Annotated in this window: 17 protein-coding genes and 2 tRNA genes; 7 read left to right on the top strand and 12 right to left on the bottom strand. The window is 59.7% G+C overall.

Translation table 11 applies throughout. The features are described 5' to 3' along the window. Positions 1-43: 43 nt before the first annotated feature. Entirely contained in the window at positions 44-1,027 is a 984-nt protein-coding gene (locus FFI16_RS16645; RefSeq protein ID WP_138815983.1) for a FecR family protein, read from the bottom strand. Between the two features lie 7 nt (positions 1,028-1,034). Next, the gene (locus FFI16_RS16640; protein WP_138815982.1) at positions 1,035-1,553 is read right to left on the bottom strand and encodes a sigma-70 family RNA polymerase sigma factor; all 519 of its coding nucleotides are present in this window, start codon (positions 1,551-1,553) and stop codon (positions 1,035-1,037) included. A gap of 200 nt (positions 1,554-1,753) precedes the next feature. Between FFI16_RS16640 and FFI16_RS16635 the strand changes: the two genes are divergently transcribed. The 3 genes from FFI16_RS16635 (at position 1,754) to FFI16_RS16625 (ending at position 3,586) form a co-directional block, all read left to right on the top strand. Beyond that, positions 1,754-1,829: transfer RNA gene (locus tag FFI16_RS16635), tRNA-Val, on the top strand. 19 nt (positions 1,830-1,848) lie between these two features. Further along, positions 1,849-1,925 (top strand) — tRNA-Asp (locus FFI16_RS16630). A gap of 455 nt (positions 1,926-2,380) precedes the next feature. After that, entirely contained in the window at positions 2,381-3,586 is a 1,206-nt protein-coding gene (locus tag FFI16_RS16625) for a M10 family metallopeptidase C-terminal domain-containing protein (RefSeq protein ID WP_178112687.1), read from the top strand. Positions 3,587-3,741: 155 nt separating this feature from the next. Here FFI16_RS16625 and FFI16_RS16620 read toward each other — a convergent pair whose 3' ends face one another. The 8 genes from FFI16_RS16620 to FFI16_RS16585 form a co-directional block, all read right to left on the bottom strand. Further along, entirely contained in the window at positions 3,742-4,434 is a 693-nt protein-coding gene (locus tag FFI16_RS16620; protein ID WP_138815980.1) for a response regulator, read from the bottom strand. Next, a complete protein-coding gene (locus FFI16_RS16615) occupies positions 4,431-7,082 on the bottom strand; it encodes a sensor histidine kinase KdpD (protein WP_138815979.1) in 2,652 nt (883 codons plus the stop codon). The genes FFI16_RS16620 and FFI16_RS16615 overlap by 4 nt, the downstream gene beginning before the upstream one ends. Positions 7,083-7,215: 133 nt before the next feature. Next, positions 7,216-9,285: a potassium-transporting ATPase subunit KdpB gene (gene kdpB / locus FFI16_RS16610; protein WP_138815978.1), complete on the bottom strand. Its 2,070-nt coding sequence runs from the start codon at positions 9,283-9,285 to the stop codon at positions 7,216-7,218. 11 nt (positions 9,286-9,296) lie between these two features. Then, complete coding sequence (kdpC, locus tag FFI16_RS16605) at positions 9,297-9,944, bottom strand: potassium-transporting ATPase subunit KdpC (protein WP_138815977.1); 648 nt, start codon at positions 9,942-9,944, stop codon at positions 9,297-9,299. 10 nt (positions 9,945-9,954) lie between these two features. Beyond that, on the bottom strand, positions 9,955-11,661 hold the full coding sequence (gene kdpA / locus FFI16_RS16600) for a potassium-transporting ATPase subunit KdpA (protein ID WP_138815976.1): 1,707 nt from the start codon (positions 11,659-11,661) through the stop codon (positions 9,955-9,957). A gap of 107 nt (positions 11,662-11,768) precedes the next feature. Further along, positions 11,769-11,843: a K(+)-transporting ATPase subunit F gene (kdpF, locus tag FFI16_RS16595; protein ID WP_256666301.1), complete on the bottom strand. Its 75-nt coding sequence runs from the start codon at positions 11,841-11,843 to the stop codon at positions 11,769-11,771. A gap of 495 nt (positions 11,844-12,338) precedes the next feature. After that, entirely contained in the window at positions 12,339-13,502 is a 1,164-nt protein-coding gene (locus FFI16_RS16590; RefSeq protein ID WP_138815974.1) for a catalase family protein, read from the bottom strand. Further along, positions 13,499-15,310, bottom strand: a complete 1,812-nt coding sequence (locus FFI16_RS16585; protein ID WP_138815973.1) for a di-heme-cytochrome C peroxidase — start codon at positions 15,308-15,310, stop codon at positions 13,499-13,501. Before FFI16_RS16585 ends, FFI16_RS16590 begins: the two co-directional genes overlap by 4 nt. Positions 15,311-15,557: 247 nt before the next feature. On the opposite strand from FFI16_RS16585, the gene FFI16_RS16580 reads away from it, so the two are divergent. The 4 genes from FFI16_RS16580 (at position 15,558) to FFI16_RS16565 (ending at position 17,869) form a co-directional block, all read left to right on the top strand. Further along, entirely contained in the window at positions 15,558-16,298 is a 741-nt protein-coding gene (locus FFI16_RS16580; RefSeq protein ID WP_064451669.1) for an FKBP-type peptidyl-prolyl cis-trans isomerase, read from the top strand. A gap of 312 nt (positions 16,299-16,610) precedes the next feature. Further along, positions 16,611-17,066, top strand: a complete 456-nt coding sequence (locus FFI16_RS16575; RefSeq protein WP_138815972.1) for a YkvA family protein — start codon at positions 16,611-16,613, stop codon at positions 17,064-17,066. 96 nt (positions 17,067-17,162) lie between these two features. Then, on the top strand, positions 17,163-17,501 hold the full coding sequence (locus FFI16_RS16570) for a helix-turn-helix transcriptional regulator (RefSeq protein ID WP_138815971.1): 339 nt from the start codon (positions 17,163-17,165) through the stop codon (positions 17,499-17,501). Beyond that, positions 17,498-17,869, top strand: a complete 372-nt coding sequence (locus FFI16_RS16565; RefSeq protein WP_005786715.1) for a hypothetical protein — start codon at positions 17,498-17,500, stop codon at positions 17,867-17,869. The genes FFI16_RS16570 and FFI16_RS16565 overlap by 4 nt, the downstream gene beginning before the upstream one ends. On the opposite strand, the gene FFI16_RS16560 is transcribed toward FFI16_RS16565, so the two are convergent. Further along, positions 17,866-19,629: a bifunctional diguanylate cyclase/phosphodiesterase gene (locus FFI16_RS16560; protein ID WP_138815970.1), complete on the bottom strand. Its 1,764-nt coding sequence runs from the start codon at positions 19,627-19,629 to the stop codon at positions 17,866-17,868. The two genes, FFI16_RS16565 and FFI16_RS16560, sit on opposite strands and share 4 nt — an antisense overlap. A gap of 119 nt (positions 19,630-19,748) precedes the next feature. Continuing rightward, entirely contained in the window at positions 19,749-21,863 is a 2,115-nt protein-coding gene (locus FFI16_RS16555) for a carboxy terminal-processing peptidase (protein ID WP_138815969.1), read from the bottom strand. Positions 21,864-21,886 lie beyond the last annotated feature (23 nt).

Here is a 21,886-nt window from a genome sequence, read left to right as displayed (position 1 = left end):
CTTGACGGGCAACCTCGAAAAAACCGGAAGCAAATGCGAATAATTATTTATTGGGCGCTGTTTCAGGGCTCACGACCATCAGCCAGGGTGTGAAGTGGCGAACCTTGATCGGCAAGGTTTGCGCCAGCAATTGCAGGGCTTGATCGCTGTCATCCAGCGGGATGACCGCCGATACCCGCAGGTTTTGCAGGCTGGCGCGATCAAATTGCAGATAGCCGGCTCGATGGCGGGCGATTTCATCCAGCACGTCGGGCAACGGTCGGTCTTCCACCACCAGTTGATGACGGCGCCAGGCTTGGTTGACGCTGGCCGGGTCGATGCTGCCCGTCAGGCGTACAGCGTTTGAACTCATCCGCGCCTGCGAGCCGGCGTCCACTTCCACTGTCTCCTGGGCATTCGCGCTGTGCGCCGCCACGCGCGACTGCAACATGCTCAGTACGGTGATATCACCCTCACGCTTGACCACAAACCGCGTGCCCAGCGCCCGCAACGTGCCTTGCGGGGTCTGCACGATAAAGGGGCGTGCGCTGTCATGGGCGACTTCCACCAGAATCTCGCCTTGCAGCAATTCAATCCGGCGCTGCTGTTGATCGAAATGCAGGTTCGCCGCGCTACTGCCATTCAGGGTGAGTGTCGAACCGTCCGCCAGTTGCAGCGTTTGCCACTGGCCGGGGCCGTTACGCACATCGGCCATCCATTGTTGCGGGTACGGGCTGACGAGCAACGCAGCCGCAGGAATCGCCAGGCTGCAAGCCAGCAGCAGGGCGCGCACCGCGTTTTTGCCGCGCCCCGCTTTGTGCTGAGCAAATGCTGCGTTGAGTGCCGCCCGCGCGGGTGATTTTTTTGCGCGCAACGCCTGCATCCGGGCAATCACGGCTTCCATGCGCGCAGCGGCTGCGGCGTGTTGCGGGCCTTGTTGCTTCCAGCGCTCGAACGCCATGCGCTGGGCTTCGCTCAAATCACCTTCGTGCAGGCGCAGCAGCCATTCGGCCGCCTGTTCTTCGATTTGCTGATGGGTGTCTGGCATGGGCAGTTCAGGTGTCCATGCTGTGGCCGCAATGCACCAGTGCCTGGATCAGGTACTTGCGCACGGTGCGTTCCGACAGTTTGAGCTGGCGGGCGATTTGTTGCTGAGTCATTTCTTCCAGGTAATACAGCACAAACGCCTGTCGCGAGTATGCGTGCATGCCTTCCAGAATAAACGCGATGTGCTCGAGCGCTTCGAGGGTGGTGTGGATTTGCTCCGGCGATTGGAACCCTTCCAGTGCGTCCACCGTGAGCGCCAACTCTTGCAAATAAGCCTGCTCAATCTGTTTACGCCGCGCCTGATCGATCAGCAGGCGTCGCGCCGTGGTACTTAAATAAGCACGCGGTTCACGAATGCTCGCCACGGATTCACGGGCATTAAGAATTCGCGCAAAAGTGTCCTGCGCCAGGTCGGCCGCGTTCTGGCGGCAACCGAGTTTGCGCCGCAACCAACTGAGCAGCCAGCCGTGGTGCTCACTGTAGAGCAGGGTTATTTCCCGTTGGAATGGCGGTTCACCCACAGACATAGGCGCGGCTCAGGTGTTATTGAGAATGGTTTTTAATTGTGCCGCCAAGCAGTGTATAAACGCAATAGACTCGCATTTGGCGGCTTGAAACCCCGTTTTTCGGGGCGCGGAGGGCGTTGGAGAAATTATTTTAAATAAATTGCATTTAAATCAAGACATTGCAGATTTTTGGTGTATTATGCCGCCCACACCGAAGCGAAGGGTGATTAGCTCAGCTGGGAGAGCGTCTGCCTTACAAGCAGAATGTCGGCGGTTCGATCCCGTCATCACCCACCATTCGTTTCAAGTGTTACGCGCAGCGGTAGTTCAGTCGGTTAGAATACCGGCCTGTCACGCCGGGGGTCGCGGGTTCGAGTCCCGTCCGCTGCGCCATATTCGGTCACCTGGAACACTGAACGCCAGGTCACCACAAGAAGCCCGCTCATTGAGCGGGCTTTTTTTTGCCTGCGATTCAGCTCATGTGATTCAACGGCAAGCGCCGTAGGCACGGGCACAGTCTCGCATCGGCTCGGGAACACAAGCCCCTTTAGCCGATACCGCACCTCTAACGGATAAGCGAACTACCGCGACTGTTCGGGGGCGCGTGCTGCTGGCATTATCGTGCGCACAATCGTTATTGATTAAGGTTGTAGATGTTCAGTGTGTTCGGTTTTAAGTAGGATTAATCCTGCAAAAGCAGGGTTGTGTGCTTTTTGTAGTTTGTTTGTGTTGCCTTAAGTGCGCAATATTTACTAAAGCTTTACCCTCTTTATATTTTGTGGGCCAATACTATAAGCTTTGCTTGTTGTATATCAGATTTTTTATATTGGTAGCTCTAGGTGATGATTATGACTATTGGCTCTTCCACGACTTCTGTCGTTACGTCCCCTTCTCCTCGTTTTACGGATCTTGACGGGAATGGAAAAATTGATATCGAAGTGGACTTCGATGGGCCGCAAGGGCAGCATTTTTCCAGTTTGGGCAATATAGGTTATCAAGGGCTTAATGCAGTGCAGCAGTATGAGTTGCGCTTTCAGATGAATAAAGTCAGTAATGATGTAAATCTGGTGTTTCATAGAAAAGGTGAAATAGATAACCCCGATGGAAAAATAAAGTTTGGTACTTTTCAGCAAAATACATCACACACCAATGATGTAGTGGTTCGTGCGCCCTCTGATTCGAGTGAGCCTGTCGAGGTCTATTTTAACGGCAACGAAACGGAAGACCCATCGATTGCAGAACCCGATGGCTTCAATAAAGGCGGTCACACGCTTACTCGTGCACTGCTGTACGGCCTGGGTGTAACCCCCCCAAAGCCCGAGGAAGAAGGGGGGACGCGTGACTCCCTGGGCTATAGTGCGCTCAGTCTTAAGCCAGAAACCAAAACAGGTCATGATTTTAAGGGAGCTACTGTCACCAGTGCACAAATCGATGACCAGGAACAGCTGGAGAGTCTCTACGGGAGAAATGCTGGCGCCAAGCCGCCCTATGAGATAAATCAGTTAGGTAATGAGGGTTATGGCGCGACAACCTCTATTTCAAGTGGGCCGGGCCTCTCTACCCACGAGACCATTGATGCCAGTGGTGATACGAATAATCAGACTATCGATATGCGCCCTGGCAGTTTTTCAAGTGTAAAGGGTTATAAAAAGAATGTGTCTATTACCTCAACTACGGTAGTTGAGGATGTTAAGGTGGGTTCGGGTAATAATATCATCACCCCTAATGCCGTCAGTAATCAGATTACCTTGGGGGCGGGCAACAACACGGTTGTTTACCACAACCTATGGGACTCAAGTCCGGACAGGCCCGATACCATTATTGGATTTAAAACTGGGAAGGATAAGTTGGATCTCTCTCAACTTCCCCCTCGAGCAGGCCAGGACCCTAATGACCACTCTAATGGCATCGGGGTTTCATTTACGGAAGACGGGACTTATGTTGCGCGATCAAGAATAATAGGACCAGAGGGGACGCATGAAGGCCCTTGGGACTTTAGGGTGCGTGTTGATGGGCTTCAACCGAGCGATATTATTACTTGGAACGCGGATTAACTCTGTTTTACTTGCTCCGTCGGCTTTATAAATAGTGTGTCAACGTGCGGGAAGCCTTTTGCTTAAAACGGGGCTTCCTGTTCGATATTCTCAAGCAACATCCAGTGATACTGGCTCGCCGAGTGGAGCTGCGAACTCGCCAACCGAGTGCTGTTTCACAACCCCATCAACCGATATCCCACCTGCAACTCGGTAATAAAATGCTGCGGCTGTGCCGGGTCCGCCTCCAGTTTTTGCCGCAAGTGCGCCATGTGTACACGCAAATAGTGCGGGCGCTCTACGTAATCCAGGCCCCACACCTCCAGCAATAACTGCCGATGGGTGAGCACCCGGCTCTGGCCGCGAATCATCGCGCAGAGCAAGCGGTACTCGATGGGGGTGAGGTGTACCGGTTGGCCCTGGCGCCACACTTCGTGGGTGGACAAGTCCACTTCAATTTCACCAAACGCCACTTTGCTGGTCGCCGCCACGGCGCCGGTCTGGCCATGCCTGCGCAGTTGTGCGCGGATGCGTGCGAGCAATTCGGGCACGCCGAACGGCTTGGTCAGGTAGTCGTCGGCACCGGCGTCCAGTGCGGCGACTTTTTCTTCTTCGCGATCGCGCGCCGACAACACCAGAATCGGCACCGCCAGCCAGCCACGCAACTCACTGATCAGTTGCTTGCCATCGCCATCGGGTAAGCCGAGGTCGACGATCACCAGGTCCGGTTGACGGCTGGCGGCATGGATCAGCGCACGCTTGACGCTGTCGGCTTCGAACACCTGAAAACCTTCATCTTGCAGGGCGATCCCGACAAAGCGGCGGATGTTGGCTTCGTCTTCAACAATCAAAATGCGTGCAGTGCTCATAGGGTTTCCATGGGCGGCGGGGTGCCGGCCGGTAAGGTGATGATGAAGTGCATGCCGCACGTCTCAAGCGGGTGGATGTGGATATGCCCGCCATGGGCTTCAACGATGCGTTTGGCCAGCGCCAGGCCCAGGCCGATGCCAGTCACGGACGATTCCTGCTGGCCGCGCGCGAAAGGTTCGAACAAGTTGGCGGGAGCCTGGCCTGGGCCGTTGTCGCGAACTTCCAGCACGATGCTGTCTGAAACCTGGCTGGCGGCGACGGTTATGAGGGTGCCCGCCGGTGTGTACTTGGCGGCGTTATCCAGCAGGTTGACCAGCACCCGCTCGATCAACAGTGCGTCGATGTCCACCAGCGGCAACTGCGAATCCAATCGGGTTTGCACGCTGTGGTGTGCCAACGGCTCACGCAACTGGCGCAAAGCGCTGCCGACGATTTCTTCCAGCGAATGCCACTGCCGGTTCAGGCGCACGCCGCGCTCCTGCATGCGCGCCATGTCCAGCAGGTTTTCAATCAGCCGTTGCATCGACGTGGCTTGCTCATGGATGCCGTGCAGCAATTCCGTCAGCGGGCCTGGCGGGGCATGGGGCAGGGCGGTGTCGGCGGCGCCGATCAGGGTGGTCAAGGGTGTGCGCAAGTCGTGTGAAATAGCCGCGAGCAGAGTGTTGCGCATCTTCTCGCCTTCCATCTGCACCAGCGTGCTTTGTGCCACTTCGACGAAATGCACGCGCTCCAGCGCAATCGCCAATTGGCTCATGCAGGCTTCCAGCAGGCGGCGTTCCTGCGGGTCGTTCAGGCGTTCGCCTTGGGCCAGTTCCAGCACCAGCACGCCGCGCACGCGCATCGGCGCCTTGAGTGGTAAATAGCAACCTTTGGCCGCCGATAAGGTGTCGGTGCCGTGCCCGGCGACTTGGCCGTGGTCGTACGTCCATTGGGCGATGCTGTCGTCAATCGGCAAGCCGCTGGCACTCACGCTGTGTACGCCATCGGCGGCGTCCGGCAAGGCCAAGCCGACCCGCGCCTCGAACACACCACTGAAAGTGCGCAGCGCGACTTCGCTGATGTGCTCCACGGTCAGTGCCGCCGACAAGTCGCGAGCCAGCCGCGCCAAAGAGGTCGCGCGCCGTTCGCGCGCGGCCGCCGTGCGTGCTTCATGGCGCAGGCGGGCGGTGAGTTGCCCGGTGATCAAGGCAATGCCGAGCATCAGCGCAAAGGTGAAAAAATACTGGGTGTCATTGACGGTGAACGAGTAGCGCGGCTGCACGAAAAAGAAGTCGAAACACAGCACCGCCAGCATCGCCGCCCACACGCCGGGGCCGCGTCCATAACGCAGGGCTACCAGTACTACGGTGAGCAAAAACAGCATCACCACATTGGCCAGGTCGAACACTTGCAGCAGCAAGGCTGCAACGGCGCTGGCGGCGAAACAGGCGAGTGAGGCCGACAGATACGCCAAGGCGCGGCCAGGCGTCGGCGTCGGTTTTTCGCTGACCGGCGCAGGCCCCGGCAACACACCGTGGGCAATCACGATCTGATCGATTTGCGGGTGATGGCGGCTGATCCGATCGCCCACCGACTGGTGCCAGAAGCGCCATGCCCGACGCGGATGATGGCCGAGCACCAGGCGATTGGCGTTGTGTTCGCGGGCGCAGGCGGCCAGGGCTTCAGCCACGTCCATGCCCGGCAGCGTTGCGGTATCGGCGCCGAATTCGCTGGCCAGTGTCAGGGTTTTCATTGCGGTGAGGTAACGCTTGGCGCCGCTGCCTTGGGCCGAAGCGACATGCACCACGATCCAGTCAGCCTCGAGCTTTTGCGCCAATCGCGCAGCTTCGCGCACCAGGCGCTCATCACCGGCGTCGCCCGCCACACCCACCAGCAAGCGTTCGCGCGCTGGCCACAAGGCTTTGATCGACTGTTCGCGGCGGTACACGCGCATTTGCGCGTCGACCCGATCCGCCGTGCGCCGCAGCGCCAGTTCGCGCAGGGCCAACAGGTTGCCCTTGCGGAAAAAATGCTGTGCGGCGCGCTCGGCGTGCGGGCCGAGGTAGACCTTGCCGTCCTTCAGGCGTTGCAGCAAATCGTCAGGCGGCAGGTCGATCACCACCACGTCATGGGCATTATCAAACACATGATCCGGCACGGTTTCGCGCACGCGAATGCCGATGATGCCGCTGACCAGATCATTCAGGCTTTCCAGGTGCTGGACGTTGAGCGTGGTCCATACGTCGATACCGGCGCTGAGCAGTTCTTCGACGTCTTGCCAGCGTTTGGGATGCCGCGAACCGGGCACGTTGCTGTGGGCCAACTCGTCCACCAGCACCACGGCGGGGTGCCTGTGCAACGCGGCGTCGAGGTCGAATTCGCTGAGGGCAAAATCGTGGTGCAGCAAGGCCGCGCGGGGCAGTTGCTCCAGGCCGTGGAGCAACTCGGCAGTCTCCGTGCGGCCGTGGGTTTCGACTACGCCGGCAAGCACATCACGGCCCAGGGCGACTTCGCGTTGCGCCGCCGCAAGCATGGCGCAAGTCTTGCCCACCCCGGCATTTGAGCCGAAGTAGATACGCAATTTGCCGCGCAAGGCGGCCTGTTCTTCGAGCTGTACCCGCGCGAGCAGGGCGTCGGGGTCGGGGCGTTCGTGGTTGAGTGCGGGCATGTTCTTCCTGTTGAATACAGTTTGAATGTGGGAGCGGGCTTGCTCGCGAAGGCGGTGGATCAGTCACACATTTGCTGGCTGACACTCCGCTTTCGCGAGCAAGCCCGCTCCCACATTTGATCGGCGGTGTGGCTTACACGAGGCCCAATCCGCTCAGCAGCATGTCAATCACCTTGATCCCGGCAAACGGCACCAGCACGCCGCCCACGCCATAGATCAACAGGTTGCGGTTAAGCAACGCCGCCGCGCCGATGGCCCGGTACTTCACGCCGCGCAAGGCCAGCGGAATCAACGCGACAATGATCAGCGCGTTAAAAATCACCGCGCTCAAAATCGCCGAGTTGGGGCTGCTCAGGTGCATCACGTTCAAGGCGCCAAGCTGTGGGTAGGTGGCGACAAACGCCGCCGGGATGATTGCGAAGTACTTCGCCACGTCATTGGCCACGCTGAAGGTGGTGAGCGCGCCGCGGGTCATGAGCATCTGTTTGCCGACTTCGACCACTTCGATCAGCTTGGTCGGGTTGCTGTCGAGGTCGACCATGTTGCCGGCCTCTTTGGCCGCCTGGGTGCCGCTGTTCATTGCCACGGCCACGTCGGCCTGGGCCAGCGCGGGTGCGTCGTTGGTGCCGTCGCCGGTCATGGCCACCAGCTTGCCCTGGGCCTGGTAGTCGCGGATCAGTTGCAGCTTGTCTTCCGGACGGGCCTCGGCGAGGAAGTCATCCACACCGGCTTCCACCGCAATCGCGGCGGCGGTCAGGCGGTTGTCGCCGGTGATCATCACGGTCTTGATGCCCATGCGCCGCAACTCGGCGAAGCGCTCCTTGATGCCGCCTTTCACCACGTCTTTCAGCTCGACCACGCCCAAAGCCTTGGCACCGTCGCTGACCACCAGCGGTGTACTGCCGCGCCGCGAGACTTCATCGACCTTGGCTTGCAACGCCGCCGGGAAACTCCCGCCCAAGGCTTCGATGTGGCTGCGAATCGCATCCGCCGCGCCTTTGCGAATCGCCCGGCCTTCGGCCAGGTCGACGCCGCTCATGCGGGTTTGCGCGCTGAAGTGCACAAAGCGTGCGCCGAGGGCGTTGATGTCCCGCGCGCGGATGTCGAATTTCTGCTTGGCCAACACCACAATGCTGCGGCCTTCCGGGGTTTCGTCCGCCAGTGAGGCGAGCTGCGCGGCGTCAGCCAGCTCGGCTTCCTTCACGCCAGGTGCCGGCAAAAAGCTGCTGGCCTGGCGATTGCCCAAGGTAATGGTGCCGGTCTTGTCCAGCAGCAACACGTCGACATCACCGGCCGCCTCGACGGCACGGCCGGAGGTGGCAATCACATTGGCCGACATCATGCGGCTCATGCCCGCCACGCCGATGGCCGAGAGCAGGCCGCCGATGGTGGTGGGGATCAGGCACACCAGCAACGCCACCAGCACCGTTGCGCTGATCACGCTGCCGCTGCCGCTCATGGCCACGGCGAAGATCGAGTAGGGGCTCAGCGTGGCGATCACCAGCAGGAACAGCAGCGTCAGGCCCACCAGCAAAATCGTCAGCGCGACTTCATTCGGGGTCTTCTGGCGCTTGGCCGATTCGACCATCGAGATCATGCGGTCCAGGAACGACTCGCCGGGGTTGACGCTGATGCGCACCACCAGCCAATCCGACAGCACCCGCGTGCCGCCGGTGACCGAAGAAAAGTCGCCGCCGGCCTCGCGGATCACCGGCGCCGATTCGCCGGTGATCGCGCTTTCATCCACCGACGCCACGCCTTCAATCACCACGCCGTCGAGCGGTACCAGGTCACCGGCTTCGATCAGCACCACGTTGTCCTTGCGCAGCAGGCTGGCCTCCAACGGCAGCCAGGCCGCGCCGTGACGCGGTTGCTGCAGCAATTTGGCCAAGGTCTGGCGTTTCATGCCGCGCAGGCTCGCGGCCTGGGCCCGGCTGCGCCCTTCGGCCAGAGCCTCGGCGAAGTTGGCGAACAGCACGGTGAACCACAGCCACAAGGTGATGCTGAGGATGAAACCGCTGGGCGCTTCACCCTTGCCGCCCAGGGCTTGGAACCACAGCAAGGTGGTGAGAATGCTGCCCAGGTACACCACGAACATCACCGGGTTTTTCCATTGGGCCTGGGGCAGCAATTTCTTCAGTGAATCGACGCCGGCAGTGAGCACGATGCGCCGATCAAACAGAGGTAAACGAGGATTTTTCATGGAGGAATCTCTTACTCACTGACCGCGATAGAGGGCTGACGCGCATCCAGCGCCACGTTGAGTTGCAGCACATTCACCCGTGGCTCGCCGAGCAGGCCGAAGGTGCGTGCAGCGGTGTGGTCGTTGAGCAGTTGCAGCAGCTCGGGTTCGGGGATGTGCCGCAGGCGCGCCACACGTGCCAACTGCAGGCGGGCATTGGCCACCGAGATATGCGGGTCGAGGCCGGAAGCGGAGGCGGTAACGGCGTCCACCGGCACCGGGGCGTCGGCGGCCAGGCCGTTATCCTGGCGATAGATTTTGGCACGGGCGGCCACTTGGTCGAGCAATTTTTGGCTGGTGGGGCCGAGGTTGCTGGCGCCGCTTGCGCCTGCGTTGTAGGGCTGCGCCACGCTTTTGCTCGGGTCTTGCGGGTCAGCGCCGAGGGTCATGCTGGGGCGGCCCTGAAAGTACTCAGGCTTGGTGAAATGCTGGCCAATCAGCACCGAGCCGATCGCTCGGCCATCGCGTTCAATCAGCGAGCCTTGAGCCTGGAACGGGAACAACAGTTGCGCGGCCACGGTGGTGAACGCCGGGTAAGCCAGCCCGGTCAGCAGCATGAAAAACACTGCCGACACCAGCACCGGACGCAGCAGGCCTTTGAAGATTGATTGAGTGGTCATCAACATGTCCTTAGTTGTAGGTCTGGCCGGACAGCAACTGCAGTTGCTCCACCAGCGGGCCAAGCGCAAGCGCGGGCAAGAAGGTCAGGCCACCGACCACCAGCACCACGAACACCACCAGCACCATGAACAGCGGGGTGGCGGTGGGGATGGTGCCGGCGCCGGCCGGCACGGTCTTTTTCATCGCCAGGGAACCGGCCACGGCGAGCATCGGCAGCATCGTGAAGAAGCGCCCGATCAGCATCGCAAGGCCAATGGTGGTGTTAAAAAACGGTGTATTGGCGTTCAGCCCGGCGAACGCCGAACCGTTGTTGGCGGTGCCGGAGGTGTAGGCGTACAGCACCTCGCTGAAACCGTGCGGACCAAGGTTGTTGAGGCTGGCCAGGGTGCCAGGCCACAGGGCGGCGAGGGCGGTGAAACCGAGGATGCTGATCGGGTGTGCGAGCACCGAGAGCATCACCAGTTTCATCTCGCGAGCCTCGATTTTCTTGCCGAGAAATTCCGGGCTGCGGCCGATCATCATGCCCACCAGAAACACCGTGAGCAGCGCGTACTGGATCAGGTTGATAAAGCCCACGCCGTCACCGCCGAACACGCAGTTGAGCATCATCTGCGCCAGGGGCACGAAGCCGCCCATGGGCGTCAGCGAGTCGTGCATGCTGTTGACCGAGCCGGTGGTGGCCGCCGTGGTGGTGGCGATAAACAGGCTGCTGTCGGCGATGCCGAAACGCAGCTCCTTGCCTTCCATGTTGCCGCCGCTTTGCTCGATCGACAGCGCCTGGTTGGCGCCGGCCTGGGTCAGCAAAGGGTTACCGGTTTGCTCGGCGCCATACACCAGCGCAAGAAAGCCGATAAACATCACCAGGAAGGTGCCGAAAAACACCCAGCCCTGACGGCGTTGCAACAGCATGCTGCCAAAGGTGTAGGTCAGCGCCGAGGGGATCAGCAGCATGCTGAGGATGTGCAGGATGTTGGTCAGCGGCGTCGGGTTTTCGAACGGGTGCGCAGCGTTCATGCTGAAGAAACCGCCACCGTTGGTGCCGATATGCTTGATCGATTCAAAGCTGGCAACCGCGCCGACGATCAGCTGTTGTTGCGCGCCTTCCAAGGTTGTCGCCAGGGCCTGGGAGGCGAAGGTTTGCGGCATGCCTTGCCACACATACACCAGCGCCATGCCCACGCACAGCGGCAGCATCACGCGGTAGAGCGTGCGGGTGAAGTCGACCCAGAAGTTACCGATATCGCCCGCGCTTGAGCGGCTCAAGCCACGTATGAAACCGGCGGCTGCCACCACGCCGGAGGTGGCGCCGACAAACATCAAAAAGGTGATGACCGCCATCTGGCTGAAGTTCGACAGGCTGGTTTCGCCCGAATACGCCTGCCAGTTGGTGTTGGTGATAAAGGACGCGGCGGTGTTGAACGCCAAGTCCGGGGTTTGTGCGGCCAGCCCCAGCGGGTTGATCGGCATTACCGACTGCAGGCGCAGGATGATGTAGCCCAACAGCATCATCGCCGCGTTCGACAGCAACAACGCCGAACCGTAGCGGCCCCAGCTCATGGTTTCCAATGGGTTGATGCCCAGCAGGCGATAGGTAAAACGTTCCGGCCAGGCATGGCGGTTCCCGGTGAATACCCGGGTCAGCCACTTGCCCATGAGCACGGCAAGCGCGGTCATCAGCCCCAGGACCAGTGCAAATTCCAGCAAAGTGCTTAGCATGTCGTGGCTCCGTTCAAAGCTTGCCCATGGCGACAATGGCCATGGCAGTCGCAATAAAAAACACCAGAGAGAGGCCCATAAACATCACGTCGTACATGGCAGGCTCCCTAGAACTTTTCGGCGCGAATGAGGGCATAGCCCAAGTAAGCGAACAGCCCCACAGCGCAAACGCCGCTGGCCATATAAATGAAGGTTAGTGTCAGCACGGTGTAACTCCCCTTGTTGAGTAAGCCGGGGAGGTTAGGCGCTCTTGTATCAAGCTCGGGCACTGATTAGGGCGGGCGGTATTAAGACGGTATATAGAAGGTTTCAAGCTGCACGCACGAAAACAAGGGACCGCCCGGTGACGGGGGATCCCTTGAAAGTCTGGGGTTCTGCTGATTTCGATGACCCGCTTATTTGGCCTTCTTTTTCTTCTCGCTGCGGGTGGCGAGGTGTTCGAAACAAAACGCGGCGGTGCCGAAGAGCGCAATCATTGACAGGACGACCATGCCTAAAGTTGAACTTTCCACGATGACTTCCTACGGGTTTTGGGGGTAGGAAGTGACGGTAGAGTTTGAGGCTTAGTTGTTCAATAGAGGCGACGTAATCGTTATGGGGAGCTTGGGATTTATACGGATTCTTTACGGCCAGCTTGAAGTTGATCGTTCCCACGCAGAGTGGGAACGATCATAACCTCACAAGTTGCGACTATGCCGATAGTCGCTGACCGCCTCATACACCGCCTTGCGCAACCGGTTAATCCCCCCGATCGGCCGGTGCGCCTCCAGCCCGAACCACGGATTGAACGACTGGTTATCACAGGCAAGATTCAACGCGGGTGTATCAAAGTCCTGCGCAGGAATCCGCACTTTGGCCACCGTCTCATAGGGTGCATCACTCTCCTTCCATTCGATGCTGGTGTCTTCAATCGGCATGAACTTCTGCGGATTCTGCCGCTGAATCTGCAACACAAAACACGCCGGCACGCGGTCGGTAGACAGCTGCTGGTTCAGCGCACTGCGCAGAAAGTTCGGCAGGTCCTGATTCTGCTTGGGCAGCACGTACTCCGGGCAGCTCTGTGGGTCGGGTGCTACACGAAACTTGGCATTGGCCGCGCCAAATTTGTAGGGCGAAACTGAAAAATATGTGGTCTGCGTCGGACTTGCCGGTGCAGGCGCCAGGGTGGCCAGGGCGATAAACAGATGACGCACTTGCCAGCTGCGCGGGTCGGCGGTGGGGAAGAACGCCAGCACCTTTTTGCCGTCAGCCTGGGCACCGATGTTCTGCGCGTATTCGGCCACATCACTGACAAAAAAGTTCGGGTGGCTGAACATCACGAAGTCCTGTTCGGTGCGCGTCTGCTGGTCGGTCATCAACTGTTTGCCCGGCACATCCAGCAGCTTGATCGCCATGCCCCGCGCATCGCGGATGCTGTCGAACTGCGGGTAGGCATTGCCGTTGGACAGGCGCATCTGCGCCTGCCAGGTCTTGCCCGGTTCGGCGAATACGCCTTGGCGCAGCGCCGGGTCGAGGTCGGCCAGCACGCTGACTTCGGCCTTTACGCAGCCGTGGGCCTTGGCATGCGCGTCACGCAGGTAGCGCGTGCCTTCGCGATGCTGATCGACGATGCGCACTGCCGTCTGGATGATGCCTTGGGTCATGGCCGCTTCGCCGGGCGGGATCTGTTCATCCGGCGACACCGGGCCGCTGTGTTGCCAGGCGAACCAGGCTGTGGCGATCAGCCAGCCCAGCAGCCCCAACCCCAACAGCCACAACAGGGTTTTACCGAGGAAGGCGCCCAGGCGCAGCCAGAGGCGTGCGAGCAGCGAGCGTTGGTTGTATTGAGATCGGATAATCATGGCAGTGGTTGCTCCAGCGGGCCGCCCAGCACTTTGAGGTATTCCAGCAGCGCCCAGCGTTCCTGCGGCAGCAGGCCACGGCCGATCACGCCATTGCCACGCTTGCCGTCACGGAATTCGTGACCGCTGTTGTGGTTGCCGGTGATTTTGGTATCGAACAAAAACGCGTTTTTGAACGTACCCGTTTCAAAGCCCAGGTGACGCGGGTCGTAGTTGAACGTGCCTTTGTAGAAGGTGGTGCTGCGCTCGTCCTGGGGCGAGAGCAATTGGTAGATCGTCGGCACCGAGCCGTTGTGCAGGAACGGCGGCGTGGCCCACACGCCGGCCAGCGGTCGGGCCTTGTAGGCGCGCAATTCACGCACGCCGATGGGCAGGCCAAAACCGTCCAGGCCTGGGCGTTCGGCCGGGGTGACACCGGCGGCGCGGTAGGCGTGCTCTTCGACAAAGGCGGTGACGTAGGCCAGACCCTGGGCCACGGACAGGTTGTGCAGGTCCAGCGGCGCGGTGGGCGTTGGGTGCAGCTCGACATTAAGCTTGGCCAGCTCGGCCGGGTCCCACTGCAGGGCGCTGAGGTCATAGCGCTGGTCGGCGATGTTATTGGCCGTGCCTGGGTCGGTACCGATGTAGTCCACGGGCAGCATCTTCAGTTGCTGCACCGGGCGGCCGTTTTCCTGGGTGACTGCAGGCACATGGCAACCGGCGCAGTTCTCGGCGAACAGCGCGCGGCCTTGGGCGGCGAGGGGTTTGTCGATGGCGCCGAACAGGTCTTGCGGCCAGGTCGGCGGCTTGAGGCGTTGCAGGGTTTCTTCGATTCGGTTGAGGTCGCGCACGCGCACGCTGGAAGGGTAGCGGGCAGCGCCCTGAAGGGGTTGGCCGGCTGCGTCGAAAAAGTCCAGGGTGGCGCCTACCCCCAAGGCCTCGCCGATGTTGCGCGCCATGGGCTGCTGGGCTGAGCCGTTCCATTGCACCCAGTCGAAGGTCCAGATGTCCCACAGGTGCGGGTAGTCCACCGGCGCATTGGCGACCCGATAGTTGGCCGGCGAGATGGCGTCGCCAAAGCTGGCATTGGCGATGCGGCCAAATGCGTCAGTGCGGCCCGGGCCTTCTTCGGTGGGGTAGAGGCCACGGTGTGTGTCGTTCCAGGCAACTTTAAGGAACTGGTTCAGAGACTGCTTGAAGTCCTGACGCAGTTGTTGCTTGTTGTGATCGTCATAGTCGTCGCCGAGCACGTTGTGGGCGAAGCGATCAAATTTCCACGGCAAGTAGTAGGTGGCGGCAAGGCTGGCCACCAGCGCCTGGCCGAAGCTGCCACCGCGCAAGGTCGGTACGCTGGATGGCAGCACATGCTGGGCCGAGCCACCGTCGATGCGCAGCGCCTGGTTTTTGAAATGCAGCTCGCCGGTGTGGCAGGCGGCGCAGGTGATGTCCAGATATTCAACCTTGTTGCCAGCGTTTTGGTGTCGAGCGAAACCTACTGGCAGGTTGCCAGGGTTTTGCGCGCTGGGCACTTGCTTGGGGTCCACCAGAAAGCCGAAGCGTGCGAGGTAGTCGGGCGCGGCAAAACGCTGGTCCGAAAACGGCAGTTCCAGGGCGGTGAACCAGTCGTAATGCAGGCCTTTTACCTGGGTGCCCTGGGGCGTGAAGTAGTAGGTCTGGCGGTCGGCCTCGCTCCACTGCGCCTGGTAATGCACCTGCTCTACTGGCACGTAATCCGGCAGCTTGGGGTTGAGGGTGTAATAGAGCACCACGGCCAGCAGCAGGCCCAATGCTAGAAGTATCAGCATTAATACACGGGAAAAAATGCGCAAGATAACTATCCTTGTCGAGTTGTAGCGTTGTTATGCCATTGCATCACAGGTGCGGCAAGTGGCCAGCAGCCTGGTTGCGGATGGTCCCGCGATCCTTCGCGGGCCTCCATAATGTATGAAAATGCTTTTAAACACGTGAACTTATCAGAGGTTTACTGCTCAGATGCCGGTAGCCATTGGTCGTGGCCGCCTGATAAGCTCGCGACTTTACTCGAATGCCCTTTTGGCGCACGAACAAGGAAATAGCATGAAACAGCATCGGTTGGCGGCGGCGGTGGCCCTGGTTAGCCTGGTACTTGCGGGTTGTGATTCGCAGACCAGCGTAGAGCTGAAAACCCCGGCGCAGAAAGCTTCCTACGGCATCGGCCTGAACATGGGCAAAAGCCTTGCTCAAGAAGGCATGGATGACCTGGACTCCAAAGCGGTAGCCCAAGGCATCGAAGATGCTGTCGGCAAGAAAGAACAGAAGCTGAAGGACGACGAACTGGTTGAAGCGTTTGCCGCACTGCAAAAACGTGCTGAAGAACGCATGACCAAAATGAGCGAAGAGTCGGCAACCGCCGGCAAGAAATTCCTCGAAGAAAACGCCAAGAAAGACGGCGTAGTCACCACCGCTTCCGGTCTGCAATACAAGATCGTGAAGAAGGCCGACGGCGCTCAGCCTAAGCCGACCGACGTAGTGACTGTTCACTACACCGGCAAGCTCACCAACGGCACCACCTTTGACAGCTCCGTAGATCGCGGCAGCCCGATTGACCTGCCGGTCAGCGGCGTGATTCCGGGTTGGGTCGAAGGCCTGCAACTGATGCACGTGGGCGAGAAGGTCGAGTTGTACATCCCGTCCGACCTGGCCTACGGCGCACAGAGCCCGAGCCCGGCGATTCCAGCCAACTCCGTGCTGGTATTCGACCTGGAACTGCTGGCCATCAAGGACCCAGCCAAGGCTGAAGCCCCTGACGCACCTGCGGCCCCAGCTGCCAAGAAGTAATCGGCACCTGAACACACAACGCCCCGTTTTTACGGGGCGTTGTTGTTTCCGGCGTTTACAGATCTGCGCCTTTGCAAATCCAATCGAACATCCCCAACCTGTAACAGTCTGATATAAGACTCGAGCACGGGTAGCCGCACATCAATGCCAAGTCAATGAATTCTTGGGTTTTTTTTATGTGCGCAAAAAACGCCCGATCTGACTGCAAGCCATGTAAATCGCGGCTTTCAGCCGATAAAACAGGCTCTGTTCACAAGGTTATCCACAATTTGTGTGGATAACCTTTTATGTCGCCTGGAACTGGAGTGACCGATGAAACCACCCTTCAATTTCACCCGCTTCCTGCCCATGGCCGCACGCCTGCTCGGTCGTGGGCGCTTGCCGACCCTGCTGTTTGCCGTGGCCGCCAAAGGCTCAAGCCAGGGCAACCGGCTGGGTAAGCTCAAGGATGATCTCAAATTGCTCCAGGCCCTGTGCCTGGCTTACTGGCGCGGTGAGTATCGGGCCATCAGCCCCAAGGCGCTGATCTCGGTAGTGGCGGGATTGATGTACTTCCTCAGCCCGATTGACGCGATCCCGGATTTTATCCCGGTGTTCGGCATGCTCGATGATATTTCCGTACTGGCATGGGTCATGAAGACCCTGGACGGCGAACTGAGCGCGTTTCGCGCCTGGCGCGACGCCCAGCGCCCGGAAAAACTCGCAGTGGTTGAGCGGCTGCCTGCGACGCCAGCGCTGCTGGCTCAGGAAAATCCGCAAAAAAACTGAACACGCTTATATCCCCCTGCGACCTTTGTGGCTGTTAGGATTACACTTCTAAGGAAAGAACTTACTTAGTAAGTGTTGTTATCCTACGGGGCAGTCATGGATATTCAGATAATTTCACGCGATGGCGCACCCGAGTATGCGGTGTTGCCATGGGACCAGTACCAGGCGCTACTAAAGGCTGCCGGTCAGCAACAGCCTACAGCCACTCCTTCTTCTACCGCTCAGGTCGCGCCCGATCAGGCTTTGCGCCCGCTCGCCGACCTGCGCGGCCTGCGTGAAGCCAAAGGCTTGGCCATTGAAAGCCTGGCCCGCACCGTGGGCATCAGCCCTTCGTATCTCGGATTGATTGAAAGTGGTGAACGCCAGCCGGATGCCGCCATCCGCCGCAGCCTGGCCTGGGAATTGGGCGTTGCAGGTTGGAGGGATGAATCTTGAGTCTTCGAATCAGTCGTCAACACTGGGATGGGTTACTCAACGAACTGGACCAGGCGCGCCGCCAGCGCCATTTGCTCACCTACCGTGCGCTGCTGGAGCGCCTGCAATTTCCCACGCCGGCCATGCAAACCCTGGCCGCTGCCCTGGAGCACCTGGCCGCGCTGGACGCCAAGGCCGAGCAGCCCTTGCGCAGCTCCCTGGTGATCAGCCAGGGCGCCAGCCGCTTGCCGCGTACCGGTTTCTTTGAGTGTGTCGAGCGCCTGGGGCGGTTCAGCGGGCCGTCCGATGGTGTGGCTGCTGCGTCCTGGCATGCTTCGGAAGTGGTGCGGGTGTTCGAGTACGAGTACCCGGAGTCCGCCGAGGCCTAAACGGGCAGGCAGTCCATGCTGTCGATCACATGGATGCTGTAGCCGGCGATGTCTTTGGCGTGGTGCTTGGCTTGCGAGGCCAGCTCCGCCAACTGGCTGGCATCCAGTTGTGCACAGGCCTGTGGATACAAATGCACCACGCCGATCGACAACGACAGCAAGGCGAATTCCTGGCGCACGCCTTGGCGGTTCAATGCCACGAAGCAACCGGCGTCCAAGTGTTCGGCGCGGTAGAAACGTCGGCATTGGGTGTGAAAGTCATCCAGTAACTGGTTGAGCCGCTTGCGCCAGTCCTGCGGGCCGAGCACCAGCAAAAAATCATCACCGCCGATATGCCCGACAAAGTCGCGACTGGGGTCAACCCGATCGTTCAGGCACTGCGCCAGGCACAACAGCACCTCATCCCCACGCCCGTAGCCGTAGATATCGTTGAACGGCTTGAAGCTGTCGATATCCACGTAGCAGATCACCGACTCGCGCTGTTGTTGCAGCAACCGCGTCAGGCATTGCTGGATCGGCACATTGCCCGGCAACAGCGTCAGCGGGTTGGCATAGCGTGCCTGCTGAATCTTAAGTTCAGTGATCAACTTGAGCACGTCGATTACCCGACCCAGGCCCAGGTAGTCACCGTTGAGGGTAATGATGAAGTCTTCCTCGATGCGTTGCCGCGCACGGCTGGTGAGCAGGCGGCTGACCTGCTGCAAGGATTGGCTCAACTCAACCGCCAGGAAGTCATCGCTCATCAAACGGCTGATGGGTTTACGCGCGAACAGGTCGGTGGCGAAGGGCTTGAGCAGTGCGTCCGACAACGAATGCCGGTGTACGATGCCGACCGGGTGCCCGCGCCCATCCAGCACGGCCAGCGAGTTGAGGTTGGCCTGACGGCGGAAGGATTCAAGTACCTGGGCGGTGGCGGTGTCCTGAGCCACCGCCGGTTGCTCGTTGAGCAAGGCGCTGAGGTCGCTGCCTTCTTCGCTGAGGGTGATGTTGGTGTGGTCCTGCTTGGGCAACATCAGGCGCGCTTCCTGGGGCGGTTGTTCCTGGGGCCGGCAAAGCAGGTAGCCCTGGACCAGATCAACGCCCATTTCCGTCAACACCGCCAACTCCTCCGGCAGCTCGATACCTTCGGCAATCACTTGGGCACGGGATGCCTTGGCGATTTGCAGGATGGAGCCGACGAACTCGCGCTTGAGCGCATCCTGATGGATGCCGTCGATAAAGTGCCGGTCGATTTTCACATAGTCCGGGCGCAGCTCCGACCACAAGCGCAGGCTCGAATACCCGGCGCCCAAGTCATCCAGGGCGATGGCAAACCCCATGTCGCGGTAATGATGCAGCGCGGTTTGCAGCAGGTCGAAGTCGTCGGTGGGCGTTTGCTCTGTGAGTTCGATCACCACTTGGCTTGGCGGGATGCCGAAGTCGCGCAACAACTGCAGAGTGCGGCCCGGTTGATGCGCCGTCTCCATCAAGGACTCCGGCGAGATATTCAGGAACAGCTTGCCCGGCAGCTTCTGCTCGCTGAAGCGTCGGCAGGCACTTTCGCGGCAGGCCATTTCCAGCTCGCTGAGGCGCCCGGCATGGCTGGCCACGCTGAACAGGGCGACGGGGGAGTGCAAGGGGCTGTTGGACGGGCCACGGCTGAGCGCTTCGTAGCCGAGGATGCGTCGTTCGGACAGGCAAATGATCGGTTGGAACAGGCTGTGTAAACTGCCTTGAGCCAGGATTGAGCTCAATGCATTCAGCTGTTCGGTCATGGTCATGGCGATCTCGATCGAAAAAAAAGGACCGCAGGCTTAACGCCTGCGGTCCCTTTATTTCACGACAGAATGATGTCTATATGATGACACTCCTGGGAGCGCTCACATTAAATCGCCATCAATTACTGCTTGGCCACCTGTTTGCTGATTTTCAGGTAGTCCAGCAGCACCCGACCTGTCTCCGACAGGTAGGCGTCGTCTTCCGGCTTGGTTTTTTCCGGCTCGGCCGGCAGCGCATCTTCATCTTCTTTCTTCAGTTCTTTGAGCGGGTCTTCGCCTTTGGCCTTGCGGCGGGCGTTTTCCAGCACAAGCTGCTGATTTTCGATGCTGGTGTGCTGCGCACGACGATCGACTTCGTTGAGGCTGACGGTTTTTTCTTCCATCAGCTTCTTGGCCAGCGCCAGTTTGTCGCGGATAAACACGAACTCGGCATCCTTGGCGGAGCGGGTCTCGTGGTCAGCCTTCAACTGCGTCAGGTACGGCTTGAACGGGTCTGAAGCCGGCTTGATCGCAGGGCGGATGGTGTCCCATGGCATCGCCTCAGGCAGCGCGCTTTCGCCGATTTCCTTGGTGTCGATGATCGACGGGAAATCCACATCCGGCAATACGCCCTGGTGCTGGGTGCTCTGCCCGGAAACCCGGTAGAACTTGGCAATGGTCAGTTTCAGTTCGCCATGGTTGAGCGGCTGAATGGTCTGCACGGTGCCTTTACCGAAGGTCTGGCCGCCGACGATCAACGCGCGGTGGTAGTCCTGCATGGCACCGGCGAAAATCTCCGAAGCCGAGGCCGAGAGGCGGTTGACCAGCAAGGCCATCGGGCCTTTGTAGAACGCGCCTGGGTTCTCGTCTTCCAGCACGTCGACACGGCCGTCGGCGTTGCGAACCAGCACGGTCGGGCCTTTGTCGATAAACAGGCTGGTCAGCTCGGTGGCTTCCTGCAGGGAACCGCCGCCGTTGTTGCGCAGGTCGATGACCACGCCGTCGACTTTCTCTTTCTGCAGCTCAGTCAGGATTTTCTTCACGTCACGGGTGGTGGACTTGTAGTCCGGGTCACCGGCGCGGAACGCTTTGAAGTCCAGGTAGAACGCAGGAATGACCACCACGCCCAGTTTGTAGTCCTTGCCATCCTGCTTGAGGTTGAGGACTTGCTTCTGCACGGCCTGGTCTTCGAGCTTCACCGCTTCACGGGTGATGGACACGATCTTGCTGGTCTGGTCGTTCGGCGCATTGGTGTGCGGAATCACTTCCAGGCGCACTACGCTGCCTTTCGGCCCACGGATCAGCTTGACCACTTCGTCCAGGCGCCAGCCGACCACGTCGACCATCTCTTTATCACCCTGGGCGACGCCGATGATCTTGTCGGCCGGTGCAACCTGCTTGGTCTTGTCGGCCGGACCTGCCGGCACCAGACGCACGATCTTGACCTGGTCATTGTCGCTTTGCAGGACGGCACCGATGCCTTCCAGCGACAGACTCATGTTGATATCAAAATTTTCCGCGTTATCTGGGGACAGATAATTGGTGTGCGGGTCGTAGGACATCGCGAAGGTGTTGATGTAGGCCTGGAAGATATCTTCGGCACGGGTCTGGTCCAGACGTGCCAGCTGATTCTTGTAGCGCTTGGTCAACAGCTCTTGAATGGCCTTGGGCTCTTTGCCGGCGATCTTCAGGCGCAGCACTTCGTCCTTGACGCGTTTGCGCCACAGGTCGTCGAGGGCGGCGGTGCTGGTCAGCCAAGGCGCGTCCTTGCGATCCACCAGAAGGGTTTCCTTCTGGGTGAAGTCGAGCTTGTCGACGCCTTTGTTCAGCTCACCCAAGGCGAAGTCCAGACGCGCTTTGACGCGATCCAGGTAGCGCTTGTAGATGGTGAACGCAGGCTGCAGGTCGCCGCTCTTGAGGAAGTCGTCGAACTGGGTCTTCCACTTGTCGAACTCAGCGATATCGCTGGCGAGGAAGTAGCTGCGCGACGGGTCCAGCAGCTTGAGGTAGCTGTCGTAGATGATCACCGAGCGCGCGTCGTCCAGCGGCGGCTTGCTGTAGTGATGGCGCTTGAGCAACTCGACGACGTTAAGGCTGGCAATCACCTCATCGCGATCAGGCTGAAGATTGTCCCAGCTGTTGGCTGCGAACGTATTGGTCGACATCGACGCAAAGCCGAGACCAATGAAAAAAGCGAGGGCGGTACTGGGGAACAAATGCTTCATGCTGATTCGACGCGGGGGCAATTGATAACGCATATTAGGCCGTCTTTGAGGGAGCC

Origin of the sequence: Pseudomonas sp. KBS0710 (assembly GCF_005938045.2) — a bacterium.
In the GTDB taxonomy this organism is placed as follows: Bacteria; Pseudomonadota; Gammaproteobacteria; order Pseudomonadales; family Pseudomonadaceae; genus Aquipseudomonas.
This window is presented reverse-complemented; position numbering and strand designations above follow the sequence as displayed.

Coding starts and splice junctions, on each gene's coding strand:
- FFI16_RS16560 (WP_138815970.1), bottom strand. CDS start 19,629: ATGACCATGACCGAACAGCTGAATGCATTGAGCTCAATCCTGGCTCAA.
- FFI16_RS16555 (WP_138815969.1), bottom strand. CDS start 21,863: ATGCGTTATCAATTGCCCCCGCGTCGAATCAGCATGAAGCATTTGTTC.
- FFI16_RS16620 (WP_138815980.1), bottom strand. CDS start 4,434: ATGAGCACTGCACGCATTTTGATTGTTGAAGACGAAGCCAACATCCGC.
- FFI16_RS16590 (WP_138815974.1), bottom strand. CDS start 13,502: ATGATTATCCGATCTCAATACAACCAACGCTCGCTGCTCGCACGCCTC.
- FFI16_RS16570 (WP_138815971.1), top strand. CDS start 17,163: ATGGATATTCAGATAATTTCACGCGATGGCGCACCCGAGTATGCGGTG.
- FFI16_RS16625 (WP_178112687.1), top strand. CDS start 2,381: ATGACTATTGGCTCTTCCACGACTTCTGTCGTTACGTCCCCTTCTCCT.
- kdpB (WP_138815978.1), bottom strand. CDS start 9,285: ATGAAAAATCCTCGTTTACCTCTGTTTGATCGGCGCATCGTGCTCACT.
- FFI16_RS16645 (WP_138815983.1), bottom strand. CDS start 1,027: ATGCCAGACACCCATCAGCAAATCGAAGAACAGGCGGCCGAATGGCTG.
- FFI16_RS16580 (WP_064451669.1), top strand. CDS start 15,558: ATGAAACAGCATCGGTTGGCGGCGGCGGTGGCCCTGGTTAGCCTGGTA.
- FFI16_RS16615 (WP_138815979.1), bottom strand. CDS start 7,082: ATGCCCGCACTCAACCACGAACGCCCCGACCCCGACGCCCTGCTCGCG.
- FFI16_RS16575 (WP_138815972.1), top strand. CDS start 16,611: ATGAAACCACCCTTCAATTTCACCCGCTTCCTGCCCATGGCCGCACGC.
- FFI16_RS16640 (WP_138815982.1), bottom strand. CDS start 1,553: ATGTCTGTGGGTGAACCGCCATTCCAACGGGAAATAACCCTGCTCTAC.
- kdpA (WP_138815976.1), bottom strand. CDS start 11,661: ATGCTAAGCACTTTGCTGGAATTTGCACTGGTCCTGGGGCTGATGACC.
- kdpC (WP_138815977.1), bottom strand. CDS start 9,944: ATGACCACTCAATCAATCTTCAAAGGCCTGCTGCGTCCGGTGCTGGTG.